Origin of the sequence: Massilia sp. X63, from assembly GCF_041023745.1 — a bacterium.
In the GTDB taxonomy this organism is placed as follows: Bacteria; Pseudomonadota; Gammaproteobacteria; order Burkholderiales; family Burkholderiaceae_D; genus Telluria.
On sequence record NZ_JBFTEF010000010.1, the window covers coordinates 121,377 to 137,748 of the forward strand.

The window sequence follows — 16,372 nt, forward strand, 5'->3', positions numbered from 1 at the left end:
GGTGAGACTGAGCGCGAACGGCCGAGTTCGCAGATAGGAGCGTGTTCTAACCCGGTCCTTGGTGAGGATCAATACTTGCGGAAGAGGAAGGTGCAGGACGGGGACGTCCTGCGGAGGAGCTAGCGCGAGCTCGGCGCGATCATGCCGCGCAGGCCGCTGGTGCGGTGGGTACGCTCCGCGATGGCCTCGAGCAGCACGGTGCCCGGCGGCGAGACCAGGGTGAACAGCTCGCTGGCGCGGGTGATGCCCGTGTAGACCAGCTCGCGGGTGAGCACGGCGCTGCGCTCGCGCGGCAGCGCCAGCACGGTATGCCGGAATTCGGAGCCCTGCGACTTGTGCACGGTCATCGCGAACGCGGTCTCGACATTGCGCAGGCGGGTCGCCAGTACGCTGCGCACCGCATCGCCTTCCAGGAAATAGACGCGCAACGCGCCGGGCCGGGCCGGGTCCGGCAGGGTGACGCCGATGTCCCCGTTGTAGACGCCGGTGCCGTAGTCGTTGCGGGTGACCATCACCGGACGGCCGACGTACCACTCGCCGTTCGGGTGCAGCAGCCCGGCCTTGGCCAGGCGCCCGGCTACCGCCTCGTTCAGGCCGGCCACGCCCCACTCGCCGTCGCGCACCGCGCACAGGATGCGGAAGGACTCGAAACGCTGCAGGACCTGGCGCACCCATTCTTCATGGTTCGTGTTCAATCCGGCCTTGTCGCCGGTATTCAACACGTCCAGGTAAGAACCGTAGCCGGACTGCGCCAACTGCAGCACATGCTGCTGCTGGGCGTTCTCGATCCAGCGCACCCCGCCGCCATCCGCGCTGCCCGCCCGCAGCACGGCTTCGGCGCGCAGCGCGTCGCCCGCGTTCACCGCCAGCGCCAGCTGGCCGATTGGTCCCCCGAAGCGACGGCTGTGGCGCAGCATCACGGTCTGCTGGGCCAGCGCGCCGGCATCGCCCAGGAATTCGGCCGGCAGGGTCTCGCCGCTGGCGGCCCGCACGTAGTCGCAGGTGGCGTCGGTATAGCCGCCGGCGCCGGCGTTGTGGCACAGGTCGCCCAGCACGGCGCCCGCCTCCACCGAGGCCAGCTGGTCCTTGTCGCCCAGCAGGATCAGGGTGGCGGTCGGTGGCAGCGCGTCCAGCAGCGAGGCCATCATCTCCAGGTGCACCATCGAGGCTTCGTCGACGATCAGGACGTCGACGTCGAGCGGGTTGCCGCGGTGGTGGGCAAAGGCGCGCGTGTCGGGACGCGCCCCCAGCAGGCTGTGCAGGGTGCGCGCCGCTCCCATGCGCAGCGTGAGGTCGCGCAGCGGCAGCTGCGACCCGACCTTGTCGGCCAGTTCGCCCAGCGCCTTGTCGATCGACTGCTTCAGGCGCGCGGCGGCCTTGCCGGTCGGCGCGGCCAGGGCGATGCGCTGGCTGCCCGCCTCGGGTGCGGTGGCGAACAGCAGCGCCAGCAGGCGCGCCACGGTATAGGTCTTGCCGGTGCCGGGCCCGCCGGTGATGATCGCCATCGCGCCGCGCAGGGCGATGGCGCAGGCCAGCTTCTGCCAGTCCGGGCCGTCGGCGCCAGGCCGGGCGGCGAACAGCGTGTCGAGCCAGGCGCGCACCACCCCGGTGTCGACCTCGCGCCTGCGCGTCGCGCGCGCACGCACGGCCTGGGCCACCTGCATCTCGTCGCGCCAGTAGCGGCGCAGGTAGAGGCGGTCGCCGTCCAGCACCAGCGGCTGGTCGTAATCGAAGGCGCTGACGTCCCACACCTGCTGGCAGCCGGCCAGTTCCCTGGCCCAGCCCTGCGCGGACTTGGGCAGCGGGCCGGCGGCGCGCGCCAGCAGCTTCCACTGCTCCTCTTCCCAGCCGAGCAGCGCGGCCGGTCCGGCGGCCAGGTCGGCCAGCAGCAGGCAGCTGTGGCCCTGCCCTTCCAGCTCGGACAGCACGCTGGCGGCCAGCACCAGCGCCGGCGGCGCCGGTCTTCCATCGGCGAGGGACGCGACGAAACGGGCGAAGGCGCACGAGAGCCGGCGTAATTCGCCGCTCTCGCTCAGGCGCGCCAGCTCGCTCCACAGCAGCTCGATGTTCGCCTCAGTCCTTGCCATGCTCGCCCCCATCCAGCAGTCGTTCCAGTCCGTCCAGCAGTTCCAGGTCCGGGGCCAGCACGCAGCAGCCGCGCGTGTCGGCGTTGGCGATCCCGCGCAGGAACAGGAACACGGCGCCGCCCAGCTGGCGGCGCGGCTCGTAGGCGTCGCCCAGGCGGCTGCGCAGCAGGCGGTGCAGCGCCAGCATGTAGATGCTGCCCTGGATGTCGTAGCGGTGGTCCGCCATGCCCAGCTCCATCGCGGCCTGGGTATAGGCGGCGTCGCCCGGTCCCAGCGCATTGGTCTTGTAGTCGAGCACCCAGTAGCGGCCCTCGTGTTCGAACACCAGGTCGGCGAAGCCCTTGAGCATGCCATGCAGCACCCGCTCGGGCAGGGTCGGCCGGTCCAGGCCCTTGTTGATGCGCGTGCGGCACAGGCGGTCGAGCGCGGCGACGTCGAGGCGCTCGCTGGGGAACCAGAATTCCAGTTCCGGCACCGGCGCCGTGTCGCCCCGCAGCTCGCTCAGGGACGCCCCGAGCGGCGGCAAGGCGGTGGTCACCGCCGCGTGCAGCCAGGCCAGCGCGTCTTCCTGGCGGTGGCCCCAGCCGGCGCGCTCGATGCGCTGGCCGAGCCGCAGCATGAACTCCGGCTCGTCGGCGCGCTGAAAACCTTCGCCCGCCATCCATTCGAGCTGTTCGTGCATGAAGTTGCCGGGTACCGAGCCGCGCGGGAAGCGGTGCCAGGGCGCGTCCTCGATGCGCGGCGGCGTCACGACCTGCGCGTCTTCCTCGAGCAGGGTTTCTTCCTGCGCCCGCATCGGCGCCGGCGGCGGCGCGGGCTGCGCGGCGACCGCATGGCGCACCAGCGAGGTGAACGAGCCGACCGACCAGTCGCGCTCGAAGCGCGCCTCGTAGCGCGGCGCGCCCAGCAGGTCGGCGCGCTCCTCGTCGCGCTGGAGCGGCGTGCGCGCCGCAGCCAGCTCCAGGTCTTGCAGCACCATGCCTTCGACGCCGCCGCACAGTTGCTCCAGGCGCGCGCGCAGTGCGTCCGGCTCGATCGGCTCGCCACCGCCGGCCAGGTAGCCCAGCGCCGACAGATGCAACAGGTTTTCGCTTTTCTTGCGGCCGCTGTAGGGCGCCACCCCCAGCCACAGGTAGTGGCGGGCCCGGGTCAGGGCCACGTACAGCAGGCGCAGGTCTTCCTGCAGGCGCGCGCGTTCGACGGCCTCGAACGACTCGTCGCCGCGCGACAGGTCGAGGCGGCGCCTGCCGTCCTCGCCGACGAACTCGAAGAAGGCGCGCCGCTCGCGCGTGGTAGGCCGGACCGTGACCGCGAACGGGATGTACACCAGCGGGTACTCCAGGCCTTTCGACTTGTACACCGTCACCACCTTGACCAGCTCGGCGTCGCTCTCGAGCCGCAGCACGCGCTCGTCGCCGCCCTCGCCCATGCCCTTGATCTGTTCGGCCAGCCAGCGGATCAAGGCCTGCTCGCCTTCGAGCTGGGTGCTGGCCTCCTGCAGCAGCTCGGCCAGGTGCAGCAGGTTCGTGAGCCGGCGTTCGCCGCCCGGTTCGCGCAGCAGGCGGGCCGGCAGCCCGAGTTCGTGCACGAAGCGGCGCAGCATGGCCAGCACGCCCTGGCGCTGCCAGGCGCCATGCAAGGCCTTCAACTGCTCGACCCGCGCCTCCCATGCGGCTTCCTCGCTGGACAGCCGCGCCAGTTCGTTCAGGGCCAGGCCGGCGGTGCGGGTCGCGAACGCGGCGCGCGCCAGGGTGCCGTCGAGCGGGCTGGCGACCGCGTACAGCCAGCGCAGCACGTCCGCCGCTTCCTCGCTGGTGACGACGGAATCGCGGTCGGACAGGTAGACGCTGCGCACCTTCCGCTGCATCAGCGCGCGCCGTACCGCGGCCGCCTCGTGCCGGTTGCGCACCAGGATCGCAATGTCGGCCGGAACCAGGCGGCGCAAGCGCTCGCCGTCGCGGAAACCCGCATGTTCGTCGCCCAGCAGGCCGACGATATGCTCGGCGCAATGCTGCGCAAAAAACTCCAGGTAGTCCTGGCTGTTGTTCATGGGGCCGGCGCAGCACAGGGCCAGCGCCGGAGCGTCGCCGCCGCTGCTCACCAGGCGCTCGGCCCGGCCCTGGGCGGCGACCGCCTCGAACGGCAGCGGATTGACGCCGCCGCGCCGGAAGCGGAAGGCGCCGCCCGGATAGCCGGGGTGCTCTCCCGTGCCCTCGGCATGGGCAAACACCCGGTTGACCGCCGCCACCACCGCCGTCGTCGAGCGGTAGTTGGTGCCGAGCTGGTAATGGCGTCCTTCGGTCGCCTGGCGCGCAGCCAGGTAACTGTGGATGTCGGCGCCGCGGAATCCGTAGATCGACTGCTTCGGGTCGCCGATCAGGAACAGGCCCTGCGCGGGGTCGTTCTGCTCCACCCGGTACAGCAGGTCGAAGATCCGGTACTGGTCCGGCGAGGTATCCTGGAATTCGTCGATCATGGCCACCGGGAACTGCAGCACGATGCGCTGGCGCAGCGCTTCGCCGTTCGGCCCTTCGAGCGCGGCCTTCAGGCGCTCGAGCATATCGGCGAACCCGAACTGCCGGTTGCGCTGCTTCAGCTCGCGCACGCGCTGCGCGATATGGACGGCGGCGTGGCGCTGCAGGGCATGCGCCACCGTGGGCAGCGCCGTGATCTCCTGGCGCAGGCGGCCGACGCAGGCGAAACAGTCCGGCACCTCGGCCCGGAAACCGTTGGCAAAGGCTTCTTCGATTCCGTCGGGGCTCAGGCGGTGCCAGGCCGGCTTGGTCAGGTCCGGCATGACCAGTTCGGGGTCGTCCGCCCAGGCGCGCAGCAGTCCGAACCAGTTGGCCAGCAGGTCCGCGCGCATCTTGTTGCCGTTGAAGCAGCGCGGCTGACGCTCGCGCTGGCCGGCGATCCACCGTTCCATCTCGTCGATCCGCTCGCTCCAGCCCGACTTCAAGCCGGCCAGGCCCTCGCGCCACGCGCGCTCGGCGCGCGGCAGCAGGTTCCCGAGCGGCTCGGCCGGACAGTCGCCGAGCAGGTGGGTGCGCGTGACCAGCTCGCGCACGCCGGCCTTGAGGGCGCCGACTTCCTTCCAGCACCCGAGCACCGCGCCGAGTTCACCGGCGCCGAGCGGATAGACGTGCTGGCGCCAGTAGTCGTGTGCGGCGTCCTCGAACAGCGCGCGCTCGTCGCTGACCAGCTCCTCGTCGAACAGGCTGCCCGAATCGAAGGCATGCTCGCGCAACATGCGCTGGCACCAGGCGTCGATCGTGAAGATCGCCGCCTCGTCCATGGTCTCGGCCGCCAGCACCAGGCGATGCGCGGCCACCTTGCGTTCGGCCTCGCCGGGGTAGGCGTCGGCGAGTGCGCGCAGGTAGGGATCGCGGCGTGCAGGGTGGTCGTGGTCGAGCTGTCCGCGGAAATAGGCAGCCGCCTCGACCAGGCGCTCGCGCACCCGGTTGGCCAGCTCGCCGGTGGCGGCGCGGGTGAAGGTCATCACCAGGATCTCGGCCGGCAGCAGCGGGCGCGCAAACGCGGCTGCGCCGCCGTGGCCGAGCACCAGGCGCAGGTAGAGTGCGGCGATGGTCCAGGTCTTGCCGGTGCCGGCCGAGGCTTCGATCAGGCGCGAGCCATGCAGCGGGAAGCCGAGCGGGTCGAGGTGCTGGCTCATGCGCCGCCTCCGTCCAGCGGCATGACGCTGACGCTGGACGCGATCCAGTCGGCCAGCGGCCCGTACAGGTCGCGCGCGACGTGCGGCCAGTCGCCGGCCGCGATCAGGGTGGCGAAATCGGGCCACTGGCGCGCCAGGCAGGGCTCGGCCACTTCGCCGGGCGCCGCCCCCTTGTCGTAGGAGCCTTCGTAGACTTCGCAGGGATCGCCGCCCTGCAGCAGCGCAAGCGCGGTCTTGCAGGCGACCGCCAGCGGGCGATCGAGGTTGCGGCGCCACAGCCTGGCCAGGTCGTGCAGCGTGGACGCAGCCTCGGCGGGATCGAGCGGCGCCATCTCGAGCACGGCGTCACGCGCCACCAGGTGCCCGGCCACGGGCGCGCCGGTAGCGGCCGCGGCAAGCTGGCGCAGCCATGGAAGGATCAGCTTCTCGCCGCGCAGGCCGCCGCCCTTGGCCAGCACCTTCGACGACACCCGCATCAGCCATGCGGTTTCCGATCCGTCGGTGTGCAGGCGGTCGATCCAGTCGCCCAGCACGATGTGCTGGCCGTACTCGTCCGCCAGGTCGAGGCTGACCACGTGCTTGGGCGCCTGCTGCGGGTAGCGCTCGCACAGCGTCAGCCAGGCGCAGCGCACCGGCACCAGGCTATCGACCAGCTCCTGCTGCCACTGGCGGCCCATCAGCCCGATCGGCAGCACGCCTTCGCGCGCCAGGCGTGCGGTGCGCTCTTCCAGTTCCGCGCGCACCTGCGCGGCGTCCAGGCCGGTGTTCTCGTCGGCAGGCTCGCTGTCGTCGAGCAGGCGGTCCTCGACCGCGTAGCGTTCGAGCGAATCGAGCGCGAACGGCTCCTCGTCCTCGCCGACCACGTCGGCCTTGGTAAAGATCACGCCCAGGCGGCGCCGGAAGAAATAGCGCACCGGCTGCTGCAGGAAGGATGCCAGTTCGCCCAGCTTGAGCACGAAGCCGGGTTCCAGCTCGTACGGCGGGAGCGTATCGAGCGCCGCCGCTTCGTCCTCGCTGTGGGCCGAGCGCCACTCGCCCGCATAGGTCAGCAGGCCGCCGCGCTCGAAGTAGCGGCGGCTGAAAGGCTGCAGCGCATGTTCGGTAGTGCGTTCGGACAGGTCGAGGTCCCAGCCGTTCTTCAGGTAGTCGCGCAGCTGCGCCACCAGCACCGAGGCCGGCTGCTCGCTGTTGTCGCGCACGTTGCGGCCGACCCAGCTCACGTACAGCTTGTCGCGCGCCGACAGCAGCGCCTCGAGCATCAGGTAGCGGTCGTCGTCGCGACGCGAGCGGTCGCCCGGGCGCGCCATGCCGGGCAGCGCCAGCAGGTCGAAATCGGCCTGGCTGGCGCGGCGCGGGAAGTCGCCGTCGTTCATGCCGAGCAGGCACACTACGCGGAACGGCACCGCGCGCATCGGCATCAGGGTGCAGAAGGTCACGCCGCCGGACACGAACTGGTGGTTCAGGGTCGGCTGGTCGAGCTGGCCGAGCCAGGATTCGCGCATCACCGCCAGCGGCACCGGCTCGTCGAACTCGGCGCTGTCGCAGGTCTCGATCCAGCACTGCAGCGCGTCGTGCAGCTGGGCCAGGGTCAGGCGGTCTTTCTCGTCGCCGGGGTGGAAGAAGGCTGCCAGCATGGCGCGCGCGGCCTCGCCCCACCCGGCCGGGGTGCGCGCCTGCGCCAGCTCGGCGCGCCAATGCAGCAGGCTCTCGATGAACTGGGCCAGCGAGCCGGCCAGCGCGGCATCCAGGCCGCCCACTTCGGCATACGGCTCGATGTCGGCAAAGCTCCTGCCTTCGCCGCTGGCATAGCCGAGCAGCATGCGGCGCACGCCGAAGATCCAGGCATTCTGCTCGCCGACCGAGGCCAGGCCCAGTCCGGCGCGGTGCTCGCGGTCCAGGCCCCAGCGCACGCCCGAGCCCTCGATCCAGCGGCCGAGGATGGGCAGGTCGTCGGCCTCCAGGCCAAAGCGCCCGGCCACCGCGGGCACGTCGAGCAGGTCGCGCACTTCGCTCTGGCGGCAGCGCTGCTGCGGCAGGCGCAGCAACCATTCGAGCGCCACCAGCAGCGGATTCACGCTGCGGTCGCGCACGTCGCCGATCTCGAAGGGAATGTGGCGTGGGTCCTTGTTGCGATGCTGGTCGAACACCGCATGGATGGCGGCCGAAAACACGTCGATGTCAGGCACCATCACCACCACGTCGCGCGGGCGCAGGCTGGGGTCCCGGGCGAACCAGGACAGCAGCTGGTCGTGCAGCACCTCGACCTCGCGCTGGACGCTGTGGGTGATGTGGAACTCGATCGAACGGTCGTCGCGCGGCGGCGGGGTGTGCGGATGCTCGTCGGGCGGCAGCAGGTCGCGCACTGCGGCCTGCACCTGGCCCAGCAGGGTCTCGCCTTCGGCATCGTCGAACAGGTCGACCCGCAGGTTTTCATAATGCGCGCCTTCGCCCTGGTCGAACTCGTCGAGCATGCGCACGAAGTCGCGCCCCTGGCGGCCCCAGCTCGCCAGCAGCGGGTGGCTGTGCATGTGCAGTTCCTCGACCGGCACGTCGGCCAGCTCCAGGCCCCCGCGCGGTTGCTGGCGGCGCCGCGCAGCCCTCAGCAGTTCGCGCCCCTCGATGATGTCGCCCCAGTAGAAGCGGCAGGGATTGGGCACCGCGAACAGCACCTGGGTATGGCGCGACAGCGCTGCAATCGCCTGCAGGGTCTGGTAAGGCAGGGTCGACATGCCGAACAAAATCACCCGGCGCGGCAGGCGCGACACAGGTTCGCGCTCCGCTGCGACGGCGGCAAGAAACTGCGCGTGGATGCTGGCGCGGCCGCTGACGCGCTGCTCCTGGGGCAGGCTGGCGTGGATTTCGCGCCACAGGCAGGCCTGCCATTTCAGGTCGGGGCCCAGCGGCACGGGGTCGCCGACCGCGCGCCGCAGCTGGTCACGCCCCGCTTCCCAATCGGCCAGCCAGTCGGCGCGATAGACCTGGTACTGGTCGTACAGGTCGGCCAGGCGCTCGGCCAGCTGCAGGCGGCGCTCGGGGCAGCCGTCGCCCAGGAATTGCCTGAGCGGCGCATAGCTGGCGTCGTCCAGCAGGGCCGGCAGCAGGCGCATCAGGCGCCAGGTGAGCGGGTCCTTGTCGAAGGGCGCGCGGGTGGGCACGCGCTCGCGTCCCAGCATGCCGCGGTAGGCTTCCCACAGGAAGCGCGCCGGCAGCGCCACGCGGGTGGCGGCGCACACGCCCATCTCTTCGGCCAGGGCGATCTTGAGCCATTCGGCGACCCCGTTCGACTGCACCAGGATGGTCTCCTGCTCGAGCGGGCCCAGCGGGTGCATGCGCAGCCAGTCGAACATGGCGCTGCGCAGCAATTCCATCTGGTTGCCGTGCAAAATTAACAAGCCTGGGGTGATCGGGGAAGACATCGGAACGGTCGCGTTGCTCAAGGAGCAAAGGATACCCGTTTTGACGGCTTCACGGAAGGCTTGGCTCTGCTCAGTAGCTCTTCGACAATCCCGCGCAGACGATACCGATCACACCCGCGCGATCCGCCCGGTCGAGACGCACCGTACGCTCATCGCCCACACATCGCGCACTCACTGGACATCCTGGTTGCGCGTGCCCAGGCGGGTGCCGAGCTCGCGTTCGATGCGGCCCAGCTGGGCGCGCAGGCGCGCCGCCAGCGCGCGCGCCTGGGCCGGGCGCTCGCCCTGCCCCTCGAGCTCCTCGCACAGGTCGGCGAAGGCCAGCGCGCCGACCGCGCGCGCCGAGGACTTGACGCGGTGCGCCACCGCGCTCACGCCCGCCATGTCGCCGGCGCCGAGCGCGGCATCGATCTCCCCCAGGGCGGTGCGCGCGGTCGACACGAACAGGAAGGCGAATTTGCGCATGCGCTCGCGGTCGCCGCCGAAGTTGCTCTCCAACAAGGAGAGGTCGACCAGGCCCGCGACCAGCCCGGTGGCCGGGCCGGCGCCGGGAGCGCGCGGCGCCACCACGTCCGGGACCGCCGCCGCACTGCGGCCGAGGCAGCGCGCGATGGTTGCCGCCAGCAGTTCGGGCACCACCGGCTTGCTCAGGAATTCGTCCATGCCGGCCTGCAGGCAACGCGCGCGGTCTTCCACCCCGGCGTTGGCCGTCATCGCGATCACCAGGGTGCGGGCTAAGACCGGATCCTGGCGGATCCGGCGGGTGGCTTCCAGGCCGTCCATGACCGGCATCTGCACGTCCATCAGGACGCAGTCGAAGCGCTCGCGCGCCATCACGTCGAGCGCTTCCACGCCGTTGGCGGCCACGCGCACGTCGGCCCCGGCATGCTGCAGCAGCTCGCGCCCGACCTGCTGGTTGAACGGGTTGTCCTCGACCAGCAGCACCGTGCAGCCGTCCAGGCGCGCGCCGGCCTCGGCCGGCAGCGGCGCCGCGCCCAGGCCGGCGCCGGCGCCGCCCTCTTCCAGCGCCAGGTTCAGCTCGAGGCGCGCAGTGAACCAGAAGGTGCTGCCGTGCCCGGCGATGCTGTCGACCCCGACCTCCCCGTGCATCAGCTCCACCAGCTGCTTGCTGATCACCAGGCCGAGGCCGGTGCCGCCATGGCGCCGCGTGGCCGAGGGGTCGGCCTGGTGGAAGGGGGTGAACAGGCCGGCCAGCTTGTCGGAATCGATGCCGATGCCGCGGTCGCGCACCTCGAAGCGCACCATCAGCTCCGGGCCGAAGGCGTGCTCGAGCCGGGCGCGCAGCAGGATCCGGCCGCGATCCGAGAATTTGACCGCGTTGCCCGCGAAGTTCAGCAGTACCTGCTCCAGGCGTAGCGGATCGCCGCGCAGCGGGCGCAGCAGCTCGGGAGCGATGTCGACGTCGAAGCCGAGGCCCTTGGCGGCGGCCGCCTGCCCCAGTTGCTGCTCGACGTTGCGCATCACGGCCTCCAGCATGAAGGCGCGGGTGTCGAGCTCCAGCTTGCCGGCCTCGATCTTGGAAAAGTCGAGGATGTCGTTGATGATGCCCAGCAGGTGATGTCCCGAGTGGTAGATCTTCTCCAGGTAGCTGCGCAACTGCGCATCCGGGCGCGCCTGCAGCGCCAGGTGGGTCATGCCGATGATGCTGTTCATCGGCGTGCGGATCTCGTGGCTCATGTTCGACAGGAAGTCGCTCTTGGCCCGGTTGGCGGCGTCGGCGCGGGCCTTGAGCTCGTGCAGGGTGGTGACGTCGGTCGAGATGCACAGCACCGCCGGCATCTCGCCTTCCGGATGCAGGGGCACGCGCACGCTCCACATCTGGCGCACGCTGCCGTCCGGCAGCGGCAGCTCGGCCTGGCAGGCATGACGCTGGTTCTGCTCCAGCGCCAGCCGGTCGCGCTCCCAGCTGGCATCGGCGAAGTCAGGCGCCACGTCGAGGTCGCGCTGGCCGACGATGGCGGCCGCGGGCAGCCCGATCAGGGCGGCGCTCTTTGCGTTCACATAGCGGAAGCGGCGCGTGCTGTCCTTCAGGTAGACGTAGGCGTCGAGGTTGTCCAGCACCGAGTCGAGCAGCAGGCGCTGGTCGAGCGCGGCGCGGCGCGAACGCACCAGGTTGAAGAACAGCGCGAATCCCAGCAGGCTGACGCCGAAGCCGGAAGCGAAGGCCAGCAGTGGCAGGTAGCGGTCGGCGCCCGCCGCCATGGCGGCGCGATCGGCCGAGAAATGGGCCTTCCAGCGCGTGCCGACGTAGTCGATCGGGAGCAGGGTCGTGAAGCGCTTGGCGGACGGCGGCAGCTTGCCGTCGTCGGCGCGCACCTCGGGGCCGACCAGCAGGCGGTCGCGCGGGTCGAGTGCGAGGCCGGCGCCGGCGGCCGCGCCGCCACGGGCCGGCCCGGCCTCGCTGTACAGACTGAGCGCCACCGGCGAGCGGCCGTCCGGGCCGAGCGCGCGGCGCACCAGTTCGTCGACCGAGAACGCGATGCCGATGCTGCCGAGGTAGCGTGCGCGCCGCTCATCCAGCGTGGCCGGCACGCGGCCGCCCAGGTAGAGCGGCTCGCGCATCCCGAGCGCGGTATGCGGGGTCGGATGCTGCAGGTGCACCGGGCTGCCGGAAGCGCCCATGATTGCCTGGTCGCGCGCCCGGGCCACCACCGCGGCGATATGGGGCTGGGCGGCGATGTCGAAGCCGAGCCGGTCGTTGGGTTGGTTGGCCGGTTCGACCCAGGTCACTACCGCGTACCAGGGACGGCGCCCTGCGGGACGGATCTCGAAGTTCGGGTAGCCGGCCGGGTTCACGCTGCGGTCGTTGCGCACGCTGGCGACGAAGGCCTCGCGCTGCTCATCGGTCACGTGGGCGATGAAGGAAACCGCCTCGATCGCCGGGAACTGCGCCGGCAGGTCGAGCGCCGCCACGTAGCGGTGCAGGCGCAGCTGCGTCAACGGCCCTTCCCCTGCCGCATGCAGCGCCGACATCCCGCGCACCACGCGCGCATAGGAGGAGATCGCGCTCGATATCCGCTCCTGGGCCAGCCGGGCCACGGTCTCGAAACGGCGCCGCGAGTCGTCCTCGACGGTCCCGGCGGCGACCCGGTAGCACAAGGCGCCGACCGCGATCGACAGCGCGAGCCCGGCCACCCAGGGGGCGGCGCTGGCGCCCTGCTGCGCTGCATTGGCTGCGGTGTTGGCTGCGGCGTTCACTCCTGAACTGCCGGTGGACGAAGACTCCATGGGCTCCTGACGTGCGGTTCTGCCTGTTCGATATTGCTAGTATAGGCAATCGGCAGGCCAAGCTGCTCAACAATATTTTTCCGAATCAGTACAGACCAATCCCATGACGCCACCAGACCAGCAGGACGCGCGGGCGATTTCTGCCGTCCCCGACGACCCCTACCTCTGGCTCGAAGAAGTCGACGGCGCCCGCGCGCGCGCCTGGGTCGACGAGCGTAACGCGGCCACCGAACGCGAACTCGAGGCCCCACCGGAGTACGCCGCCCTGCGCCAACGCCTGCGCGCCATCCTCGACTCCACCGGAAAGATCCCCTACGCCGCCTGCCATGCCGGCCTGCTGTACAACTTCTGGCGCGACGCCGCCCACCCGCGCGGCATCTGGCGCCGCGCCACGCTGGCGGCCTACCGCCAGGACGCGCCCGACTGGGAAACCCTGGTCGACCTCGACCTGCTGGCGCGCAACGAAGGCGAGAACTGGGTCTGGGGCGGCGTCACCTGGCTCGAACCCGGGGGCGAGCGCTGCCTGGTGTCGCTGTCGCGCGGCGGCGGCGACGCCCATGTGGTGCGCGAGTTCGATGCCGCTGCCGGCCGCTTCGTCGAGGGCGAGCAGGCCTTCAGCCTGCCCGAAGCCAAGAGCGATTGCGCGTGGGTCGACCGCGACACCCTGTTCGTCGGCACCGACTTCGGTCCCGCCTCGCTCACCGACTCGGGCTATCCGCGCATCGTCAAGCAGTGGCGGCGCGGCACGCCGCTGGCGGCGGCGGAAACCGTGTACGAGGCCAGGCCGGAAGACCTGTCGGCCTCGGCCTGGCGCGATCCCACGCCCGGTTTCGAACGCGAATTCGTGTTGCGCCAGATCGGCTTCTACAGCAGCGAGCTGTTCGTGCGGCAGGGGGGCGCCCTGCTCAAGCTGCCCAAGCCCGAGGACGCCAACGCCTTCGCACTGCGCGATCAGCTGGTGATCGAACTGCGCTCCGATTGGGAGTTCGGCGGGCGCCGCTATCCGCAAGGCGCGCTGCTGGCCGCGGATTTCGACGGTTTCCTGCGCGGCGAGACAGGCTGCGACGTGCTGTTCGCGCCGTCGCCGACCACCTCGCTCGACGGCCTGACGGTGACGCGCGACGCGCTGCTGCTCACGGTGCTCGACAAGGTGAAGAACCGCATCGTCGAGCTGCGCCGCGCGGCGGGAGGCTGGCAGGCGCGCGAGGTCGCGCTGCCGGCCCTCGGCGCCCTCGATACCTGGGCTTTCGATGCCTTGACATCGAACCGCTACTTCGTCACCGTGACCGGGTTTACCGCGCCGTCTACCCTGTACCTGATGGAGGTCGGTAGCGACGTCAAGGAGCAGCTGAAGGCGATGCCCGCCTTCTTCGACGCGCAGCACCTGCAGGTGCACCAGTTCGAAGCGACGTCCAGCGACGGCGCCCGGGTGCCCTATTTCGCCGTGATGAGCCGCGACATCCGCCTCGACGGCGACAATCCGACCGTCCTGTACGGCTACGGCGGCTTCGAGGTCTCGCTCAAGCCTTCCTACGGGGCGCTCAGCGGCGCGTCCTGGCTGGAGAGCGGCGGCGTCTACGTGATCGCCAACATCCGCGGCGGCGGCGAGTTCGGCCCGCGCTGGCACCAGGCGGCGCTGAAGGAACACCGCCAGCGCGCCTTCGATGACTTCATCGCGGTGGCCGAGGACCTGGTTGCCAGGAAGATCAGCAGCCCGCGCCGGCTCGGCATCATGGGCGGCAGCAACGGCGGCCTGCTGGTCGGCGCCGTGCTCACCCAGCGCCCGGAGCTGTTCAACGCCGCGGTGTGCCAGGTGCCGCTGCTGGACATGCGCCGCTATCACCAGCTGCTGGCCGGCGCTTCCTGGATCGGCGAATACGGCGACCCGGACGACCCGGCCCAATGGGCCTGGATCGGGCGCTATTCGCCCTACCACCAGCTGCGCGCCGGCGAGCGCTACCCGCGCGTGCTGTTCACCAGCTCGACCCGCGACGACCGGGTCCATCCGGGCCATGCGCGCAAGATGGCCGCGCGCATGCTCGAACTGGGCCAGGACGTGCTGTACTGGGAAAACACGGAAGGTGGCCATGCCGGCGCCGCCGACAACGCGCAGACCGCGCGCATGTGGGCGCTGACCTGGACCTTCCTGCGGCGCCAGCTGCGCGGCGCCGCATGACGCCGCCCGGGAGCGTAGCTGCTAGGCCGCCTCGGAGGCCATGCGCCTTGCATAGAGGGCCTCCCAGGTGGCCCGGACGTCCACATAGAAGGCCACCGCGTTCTCGATCCCGATCCGCTGCGGCTCCCCGAGGCGGCTGGTGACCACGCCGGCGCGCCGGGTCAGGCGCTCCATCGCGGTGGTGGTCACGGTCACGTAGTGCGTCAGGCCGTTCTCCATGCCGTAGCGGACCACGGCCTCGAAGCATTGCATGGTCATGTCCGAGAAGCCGTAGCGGTTCTCCTTGTCGGTCTCGAGGGCGAAGCGCGACAGCTCCCAGATGCGCGGATCGCTGGGCGCGGCGCGGCCTTCCAGCAGCTGCGCGAAGGAATCCTTGAGCATGTAGGGCTCTTCGGTGGGCAGCAGGCGCCAGCAGCCGAGCAGCGGGCCGTTCGGAGCGCGCATCACCATATAGGCGGGATCGAGCGCGTCGTAGCCGTCGATCTCCATGCCCGACATGACCGGCACTTCCCAACCCAGACGCCCGCTGAACACCTTGGCGCGCAAGGTATGCATTTCCCACAGGTCTTTCGATTTGAATTCACGGCGTGCTGCGATTTTGATCTGCATGTTCATTTTTGGCCCCTGGTTGTGGTGGATCAAGCTATGCACTTCGCATACAAGATTCATGCATGACGGGCAAAACTGGAACTATCAGCTCTGCTAGGTGGCTATGTGGACGGCTGGTGGAATACTTGCAGTTTGCATAGCCAACCACCGCAAGGAGCAGAAAAATGGGGAACGAAGTGATGTGCGAAGCATTGGCGGCGGAGCTGGAAGCCCAGCATGCCGCGCAGGGAAATGGGCTGGGGCGCGCCGCGCCGCACGAACTGCGGCGCCTGCGCATCGCCAAGCGCGAAAGTCAGGAGAAATTCTGGAGCCGCTTCGGCGTGACCCAGTCGAGCGGAAGCCGCTTCGAGACCGGCCTGGCGGTTCCGCCCCCGGTCGCCATCCTGCTGCGCCTGTACGTCAACGGACGGGTCAGCGATGGTGATCTTCAGGCGTGATCAGGCCCAGGGCGATCGCCTTGACGACCGCCTGCTGGCGCGTGTTCACGCCGAACTTCTGGCGCACGTTCGCCAGGTGAAAGTTCACGGTCGCTTCGGAGCAGTTGGTGATCCGGGCGACTTCCCATGAAGACTTGCCGACCATGACCCATTGCAGGACCTCGAGCTCGCGCCGGGTCAGACGCGGCAGCTCCGGTTCCGCCTTCGCCTCGCGAAAACGCGCCGACGAGGCGAAGGCGTAGTCGCGGATCAGGGACAGCGCAGGCAGCCCGTGCAGCAGCAAGCGCTCGAACGGCATGTCGGGGCGACTGTCGGACGCGAAGCTGATCATTCCCAGCTCGCCCTGCGGACCATGGATCGGCAGCGTCACGCCGCTGCGGATGCCGTGCGCGCTGGCCTCCTCGTACAGGGCGCCGGGCTCGCCTCCGCCGAAAGTCGACGGCGTCCAGATCAGCGGCAGCGTGTTCGAGACGCAATGGCCCACCGTCGGATCGACATAGTGGAAGCCGTTGGCGTCGTAGCGATGGCGCCATTCGGACGAATAATTGCTGCGTGTGAAGGCATTTTCGAAACGTACATGTCGCGACGGCACAACGCCGTATAACATCTGGTCGAACCCCTGACTGCGTGCCAAGGCGAACAAGCGCTCGGTCCAGGTGCGGTCGTCTTCGGCCTCGAGTAGCGCAAGCAGTAATGCAGTGTCGATCATGGGACAAAAGCGGGTC

General features: G+C 70.2%; 8 protein-coding genes. 2 read left to right on the plus strand and 6 right to left on the minus strand.

All coding sequences use genetic code 11. From position 1 onward, the window contains the following. Positions 1-119 precede the first annotated feature (119 nt). From recD to AB3347_RS19075, 4 genes are all read right to left on the minus strand, one after another. Positions 120-2,087 (minus strand): exodeoxyribonuclease V subunit alpha, encoded by a 1,968-nt coding sequence (gene recD, locus AB3347_RS19060; RefSeq protein WP_369093283.1) that lies wholly within the window; start codon positions 2,085-2,087, stop codon positions 120-122. After that, the gene (gene recB / locus AB3347_RS19065; RefSeq protein WP_369093284.1) at positions 2,074-5,760 is read right to left on the minus strand and encodes an exodeoxyribonuclease V subunit beta; all 3,687 of its coding nucleotides are present in this window, start codon (positions 5,758-5,760) and stop codon (positions 2,074-2,076) included. The genes recD and recB overlap by 14 nt, the downstream gene beginning before the upstream one ends. Beyond that, positions 5,757-9,176 carry an exodeoxyribonuclease V subunit gamma gene (recC, locus tag AB3347_RS19070; protein WP_369093285.1) on the minus strand — a complete coding sequence of 1,140 codons (3,420 nt, stop codon included), beginning with the start codon at positions 9,174-9,176 and terminating at the stop codon, positions 5,757-5,759. The genes recB and recC overlap by 4 nt, the downstream gene beginning before the upstream one ends. A 171-nt stretch (positions 9,177-9,347) precedes the next feature. Next, entirely contained in the window at positions 9,348-12,425 is a 3,078-nt protein-coding gene (locus AB3347_RS19075; RefSeq protein WP_369093286.1) for a CHASE domain-containing protein, read from the minus strand. Positions 12,426-12,528: 103 nt separating this feature from the next. On the opposite strand from AB3347_RS19075, the gene AB3347_RS19080 reads away from it, so the two are divergent. Continuing rightward, the gene (locus tag AB3347_RS19080; protein WP_369093287.1) at positions 12,529-14,601 is read left to right on the plus strand and encodes a prolyl oligopeptidase family protein; all 2,073 of its coding nucleotides are present in this window, start codon (positions 12,529-12,531) and stop codon (positions 14,599-14,601) included. 21 nt (positions 14,602-14,622) lie between these two features. Here the strand turns inward: AB3347_RS19080 and AB3347_RS19085 are convergent, their stop codons facing one another. Continuing rightward, a complete protein-coding gene (locus tag AB3347_RS19085) occupies positions 14,623-15,210 on the minus strand; it encodes an acyl-homoserine-lactone synthase (RefSeq protein WP_369093288.1) in 588 nt (195 codons plus the stop codon). A gap of 164 nt (positions 15,211-15,374) precedes the next feature. On the opposite strand from AB3347_RS19085, the gene AB3347_RS19090 reads away from it, so the two are divergent. Next, positions 15,375-15,647: a helix-turn-helix domain-containing protein gene (locus AB3347_RS19090; RefSeq protein WP_369093289.1), complete on the plus strand. Its 273-nt coding sequence runs from the start codon at positions 15,375-15,377 to the stop codon at positions 15,645-15,647. Here AB3347_RS19090 and AB3347_RS19095 read toward each other — a convergent pair. Continuing rightward, positions 15,622-16,356, minus strand: coding sequence for a LuxR family transcriptional regulator (locus tag AB3347_RS19095; protein WP_369093290.1), 735 nt, complete (start codon positions 16,354-16,356; stop codon positions 15,622-15,624). The two genes, AB3347_RS19090 and AB3347_RS19095, sit on opposite strands and share 26 nt — an antisense overlap. Positions 16,357-16,372: the final 16 nt, after the last annotated feature.